General features: G+C 46.8%; 8 protein-coding genes. 5 read left to right on the top strand and 3 right to left on the bottom strand.

Translation table 11 applies throughout. From position 1 onward, the window contains the following. From ACUVJL_RS09110 to ACUVJL_RS09100, 3 genes are all read left to right on the top strand, one after another. A partial coding sequence (locus ACUVJL_RS09110) for an IS200/IS605 family accessory protein TnpB-related protein (protein WP_445245547.1) occupies positions 1-664 on the top strand: 664 nt, incomplete at its 5' end. Next, a complete protein-coding gene (locus ACUVJL_RS09105) occupies positions 661-972 on the top strand; it encodes a hypothetical protein (protein ID WP_445245546.1) in 312 nt (103 codons plus the stop codon). The genes ACUVJL_RS09110 and ACUVJL_RS09105, both read left to right, overlap by 4 nt. 20 nt (positions 973-992) lie before the next feature. Beyond that, entirely contained in the window at positions 993-1,853 is an 861-nt protein-coding gene (locus tag ACUVJL_RS09100) for an FAD-binding domain-containing protein (protein WP_445245545.1), read from the top strand. Here the strand turns inward: ACUVJL_RS09100 and ACUVJL_RS09095 are convergent. Next, the gene (locus tag ACUVJL_RS09095; protein ID WP_445245544.1) at positions 1,850-2,008 is read right to left on the bottom strand and encodes a hypothetical protein; all 159 of its coding nucleotides are present in this window, start codon (positions 2,006-2,008) and stop codon (positions 1,850-1,852) included. The two genes, ACUVJL_RS09100 and ACUVJL_RS09095, sit on opposite strands and share 4 nt — an antisense overlap. A gap of 16 nt (positions 2,009-2,024) precedes the next feature. Here ACUVJL_RS09095 and ACUVJL_RS09090 point away from each other — a divergent pair, with 16 nt between their 5' ends. Further along, entirely contained in the window at positions 2,025-2,438 is a 414-nt protein-coding gene (locus ACUVJL_RS09090; protein ID WP_445245543.1) for a hypothetical protein, read from the top strand. Between the two features lie 249 nt (positions 2,439-2,687). Here ACUVJL_RS09090 and ACUVJL_RS09085 read toward each other — a convergent pair whose 3' ends face one another. Beyond that, on the bottom strand, positions 2,688-3,227 hold the full coding sequence (locus ACUVJL_RS09085) for a cyclic nucleotide-binding domain-containing protein (protein ID WP_333130750.1): 540 nt from the start codon (positions 3,225-3,227) through the stop codon (positions 2,688-2,690). A gap of 189 nt (positions 3,228-3,416) precedes the next feature. Beyond that, positions 3,417-3,611 carry a hypothetical protein gene (locus ACUVJL_RS09080; protein ID WP_445245542.1) on the bottom strand — a complete coding sequence of 65 codons (195 nt, stop codon included), beginning with the start codon at positions 3,609-3,611 and terminating at the stop codon, positions 3,417-3,419. Between the two features lie 747 nt (positions 3,612-4,358). Between ACUVJL_RS09080 and ACUVJL_RS09075 the strand changes: the two genes are divergently transcribed. Beyond that, positions 4,359-5,468: a hypothetical protein gene (locus ACUVJL_RS09075; RefSeq protein ID WP_445245541.1), complete on the top strand. Its 1,110-nt coding sequence runs from the start codon at positions 4,359-4,361 to the stop codon at positions 5,466-5,468. Positions 5,469-5,843: the final 375 nt, after the last annotated feature.

The following is a 5,843-nucleotide window of genomic DNA, read 5'->3' as shown; positions in this document are numbered from 1 at the left end:
GGGATTTATCCCTTTGTTGATTAACGGGCGACCATTGAAATCGATTAACCAGTTCTACAACAAGCGCTCTTCAAGATTGCAATCCCAGTTAACAGGGAACCGCAAAACATCACCCCGGATTCAGCGCTTAACTCGCTGTCGCAATCAGAAAGTTGACAATTACTTACATCATGCTAGCCGTCTAATTATTAACCTTTTGCTCACCAAGCAGATTGGGACGCTAGTAATTGGCAAGAACTCGCAGTGGAAAACTGAAAGTGATCTCGGGAAGCAAACCAACCAAAACTTTGTTAGTATTCCTCACTCTCGATTGATTGAGATGTTGGAATACAAAGCTCTGCTGTTAGGAATCGATGTAATTATACAGGAAGAATCTTACACATCTCGCGCAAATTTTTTGGGTTTAGATTCAATCCCTATCTACGGGAAAACAGAAAAAGCTCCTGTGTTTACTGGTAAGCGGATTAAAAGAGGTTTGTACAAAACATCGGTTGGTCAGTTAATTAATTCCGATGTGAACGCCGCGTACAACATCCTCAGAAAAGCAATCCCAAATGCGTTCAGCAATGGGATAGAGAGCTGCGTAGTTCAGCCAATGCGGGTTAATCCGCTTAAAGCAAAAGTGAAGGGGGAGGGACTTGACGCCTCCCATGTCTATAAATGACTATACTTTTGCCAGCTATTATATCTATCCCTGAGTGTACTGACTTTGATGCTAATTTTGGCTGCGGGCTGACGATCAATTGCTGCTGGGGCAAACTGTACGTTACCACTGAGATCTTGCACCATTCTCAATTAGCCTTTTATGAACAGGCTTGCTGGCCTGTTCCACAAAAGATAAATTTTCTTGTGGAACAGGCCAGCAAGCCTGTTGCTGACGTGCAAGATGTGAGTTACCAGGATCTCATGGCAATCGACGGGCGATCGACCAGGCACGCCCGAACAAATAGCTTTAACATTAAGAAACAATAACAGGCGCTTGAGAAAAAACAATGAGTCAGGACATGGAGCGGGAATTTGCTAGCCGCGACGAATTAATTACCTACGTGCGCGAACAGTTCCCCGAAGCAGCCGCCCGGGACAGCAGTGTAGCCCCGATCCTAGGCGGGCGCAAAGCAGCCGAGACAGCCCTGCAACAAGTTGACCCCGGCAAGTACGCCTCAACCCGCAATTTCCTCAACGGTGCGGTAACGCGCTTGTCGCCCTATTTGCGCTACGGTGTTTTGAGTCTTGCGGAAGTCCGGGATGCCGTGCTGGAGAAGGTGCGGTATCGAGAAGAGGCCGTAAAACTCGTTAACGAGTTGGGCTGGCGGGATTATTGGCAGCGACTGTACGCCGAATTGGGCAAGGGGATTTGGGAAGACCGGGAAGCCTACAAAACTGGTTACACTGCTTCAGATTACAGCGAAACTCTGCCGGAGGATGTCGTGGAGGGCACTACTGGTTTGGTTTGCATCGACAGTTTCAGCCGCGAGTTGCAAGAAACTGGTTATTTGCACAACCACCAGCGGATGTGGACTGCCGCTTATCTGGTACATTGGCGCCGCGTGCGCTGGCAAGCCGGAGCTCGCTGGTTTTTGCAACACTTGCTAGATGGAGATCCGGCAAGCAACAATCTTTCTTGGCAGTGGGTAGCCAGCACTTTTAGCCACAAACCTTATTTTTTTAATCGGGAAAATTTGGAGCGTTATACTAAGGCGGTTTATTGTCGCGATTGTCCTCTGTACGGGCAATGCGATTTTGAGGGAACTTACGAATATTTGGAAGGCAAGTTGTTTCCTTCGGGAGAAAAGGTCGATCGCAGCGGCGGTTCTAAAAGTTGGAACCGCCCTCAAAAAGGTCGCAAAAATTAAAAATTTATTGGTTGACTGTTGACTGTTGACTGTTGACTGTTGACTGTTGACTGTTGACTGTTGTCATTAGTTACCAAATACCAATTCCCGATGCCCCATTCCCGATGCCCCATTCCCGATGCCCAATTCCCGATGCCCAATTCCCGATGCCCCATTCCCCATTCCCCATTTATGAACGATCGGATTATTTGGCTGCACGGCGACTGTTTGAGTCCTGAAGGCCCCGCTTTTCAAGCGCACCCAGAGGCGCCTGCCATCTGGGTTTGGGATGATGCGCTCATTGATGAATGGCAGTTGAGTCTCAAACGAATGGTGTTTATTTACGAATGTTTGCTGGAGTTGCCGGTAGTTATTCGGCGGGGCGATGTGGCTGCGGAAGTTATCGCTTTTGCGATCGAATCCGGCGCAAATCAAGTGGTGACTGCGGAAAGTCCCAGTCCTCGGTTTCACGATATTTGCCGGGAAATTAAGCGATCGATCCCTGTAGAAGTTTTACCGCCCGAACCCTTTGTCCGCTACGAGGGTTACATTGATTTGAAGCGTTTTTCCCGCTACTGGCGCGTCGCTGAAAAATATGTTTTCTAATTGGGAATTCGGAATTGGTAACTGGAAATTGGTAACTGGAAATTGCCAATTGCCAATTGCCAATTGTTAAGGGGGCATTGGTAGAAAAAGAAGAAAGAGACAAAAGGGATAATCTTATTTTTTTCCTTCTGCCCTCGAACCTCTTCCCTCAAAGTTCAACATCCATTAGTTAAATCCTCGCTCAAGCAAATCCGTTGCCGAACTCCCCTCAACATCCGTTAACTCCCGTACACTGCTAGTTCCCGAACTTCAAATCCCCTTCAAACGCTGCAACAGCCATTGAAATCTAGATTCAGCCAAATCTGGATTTTCCAAATTTTGCGGGATGGCGCGCTCGTCGTCGGGGTCTTGATATATTAAATAATCAGTATCTTCGCCGAAGCGTTTGACTGTACCCCGCAGTCTCGACGAGAGAAATTTGGTAATCGCCCGATAAAACCGCAGGGAAAAAAGCACGTCTTGCTCGAGTTTTTCAGTTAGCAGCCGCCTGGGAATTGACAGAATGAGGCACTCTTCAATTGCCGTGACGCTAGCAGAAGGAAGCCTCCCGTCTACAAAAGACATTTCGCCCAACACTTCCCCGGAAATAATTGTTCCAATTTCTTTGCCGCCCAAAGATGATACAGAAACGCTCAAAGTTCCATCCAGAACTATGTACAGGGCGTCTAAGGGCTTACCTTCGGTGATCAGGGTGGTGCCGGGGGGAACTTGGGTGCGGGTGCCGTTGGCGAGCATCCAATCGATGTCGCGATCGCTCAATTCGCCTAATATGACTAGAACTTTGCTCATAAAGTCAGGTTGAGATGAGATACTTTGTCTGTTTTTACTTGTTGAGTTGCGTGCTGTTGTTAGATGGTTAGACCCTGAGCGAAAGCGAAGGCTAAACTTTACTAATAGAACACTAAATTTTACCCAATTCTCATAATATTCAGTAATTTTGACACGATCCAGCCACAACTCTTTCTCGGATAGATGCTATTATTCTACATTACTTGTCAGGGACCCTGCAGCAGCCGATCGCGTTGGTGCAACTGCGCTTGCTTGGGACGGCTCTGCTGCCAAAACTGTTTTGAAAGCTTGCTGTCTCTTGGTTTCGAGCCGGTGCGCCCTCAAAAACGGGATTTTGAGGGTTCTGCTGCCGGGCGCGCTCAAGTACAGTATTGTAGAATGCAAGCGAGGCGCCCGATCGACCCCTCAATTAAACTGGATTCAGGGTGAAATCATCCCTAGGATTGATTTTTAGCCGCTCGATCGGTAAATTAAAATTAACCTCTAAACCCGCGGTCGGTTCTTGAATCTAATCAGCTTGAGAGTTGACTCTTCAACGATAGAGTGCAAATCTAGGAACAACACAACTCATATTTGTGTCTTTTTTTAGCAAAGCTCTCGACGGTCGCCCTCAAACACTTACCAAGAAATTGGGTTTAAAGCCCCGTCCATCTAGAACTGCTTTTTATTCAATATAAGCAACTAACTCCTCCCATTCAATTTCAGTTAACCGCAAGTTGTAGTATACTTTGGTTCTTGCCATTGTCGTCGGTTTAAGCTAGGCTTGTTAATTATAGTGGCGGTAATCAACCACTCTAAAAACCTTGCTGTCAAACGGCAAAGCACTGAACCTTGACAATTAAATCTCTGCGGTTCTACTGCATTGTTCTAGTTTCTTCCTAGCAGTGGTTAAAAGATTTATAGGGGCTAGACTAACAGTATTTTGAAACAAATTTGTTTCAAACTTAAACAGGACTTGCAGCAATGCAAATAGGGTAGGGCATACCCGAATTAACGCTTGGGGAGAATCCCACCTCTAGTCTAGATGACCCAAGGACTCTAGATTAAGTGGTTTCGTTGAACCAAGAATCCCCGCGCCTGGTAGTCGGAGAGTGTCAAACTTTTAACACACCGTTCATTGAGGAGTTTCTTATGAATAGTCTATTTTCCAAGTCTACTTTCGCGTTAATAAATCTTGCAGCTTTAGCTGTTTGTTGCAGTACCCTGTCAGCGAAAGCTGAAACGGGCCACTTGCCCGATGTCGCTACAACTGCAACAATGGCTACTCAAAATATTGACCAAATTTCTGAGCCGGCGGCAACTTCAGCAGTTAAACCCGACGCAGAAACAACGGCTAGTAATACAAAAATTGATTCAATCAGTTGGAGCGAACTAACAGCAGCGGCAGAGCCAGCAGCCTCTGAACCGGCAGCCAACTTGCCAGTATCTATTGCTGCACCGGAAAAATCGGAAGCAGCAACATCGGAAATTGCTGGGACAGAAACGGAGCAAGATACCTCCATTGTTGCTGAGACACAAAAGTCGGAAGAAACCGCTAAGATTGCTGATAATGGCGTCAAAGTGCAGTCAACGAGCGAAACTGCCAAAAAGAGCGATCGACCTACCTCAATTGTTGCCGATATCAATAATTCTGAACAGACTGCAACCACGGAAGAAAAAGAAGCCACAACAGCACAAGAATTGTTGAGCAATCCTGTCAGCACTTCCGCCTCAGCTCTGACAAACAAACCGAAAGTTGCTGAAAAACCGGCAACTGTCTCAGAACCAACTAAAAAAGTGGCTCAAGGAACTCAAATCCGACCAGGCCGAGCTACCCGTTCTGGGCCCAGCTACATCGGTATTGGCGGCAATCTAGGTTTTGGCGGAGATTCAGCCTTAGGCGACGGTTCATTTGCCATTATTAGCAAAATCGGTTTGACGAGCAATTTGTCGGTGAGACCGACTGTTTTGTTCCGCGACGACTTAGCTTTTCTAGTTCCTGTTACCTTCGATTTTGTATCTCAAGAGGCCGTCGAAGTCAGCGAGGATTTTGTGATTAGTGCTGCTCCTTATGTAGGTGCTGGCGTGGTAATTTCTACCGGCGATGACGGTACTTTGGGCTTCCTGATTTCGGGGGGTGTAGATGTGCCGCTGACGACAAATTTAACAGCAACAGCGGGACTGAATGTTGGTTTTGTGGACGGAGCTGAAGTAGGATTGTTAGTCGGTGTCGGCTATACGTTCCCGAATCTTGCCAGGTAGTGTTGCTGTTTGAGCAAACGCAGGACAAATAAATATGCGCGGGGTTGGCTGTAGGAATACAGTCAACCCTTTTTGATGATGGAAAATCGGTTAATGTGATCCCTGTAGGGTGCGCCATCAGCACAGACCGGTCATGCAGGCTGCGCCATCAGCACAGAGCGGGGATATTGATTTTTGTGAAAGATATTAATGATTGTGCGATCGCACTTTCCCACCAAGCACCCGAAAAAACCGTGACCGAAAATTTGGGTGCAAGCCCCGTCCTTTTAGGACGGCTTTAATTAGACTTCTTGAAAAAGCGTTTCAACGTTTGCTCATGGTTGTGGTATAATCAGGTAGGAGAATAGAGCAAATGTTTCATTTAGTCTACGAATT

Source organism: Microcoleus sp. OTE_8_concoct_300 (assembly GCF_031383065.1).
Taxonomy (GTDB): domain Bacteria; phylum Cyanobacteriota; class Cyanobacteriia; order Cyanobacteriales; family Microcoleaceae; genus Microcoleus.
Note: the sequence above shows the minus strand (reverse complement) of the source record. Positions and strands in the feature narration are given on the sequence as shown.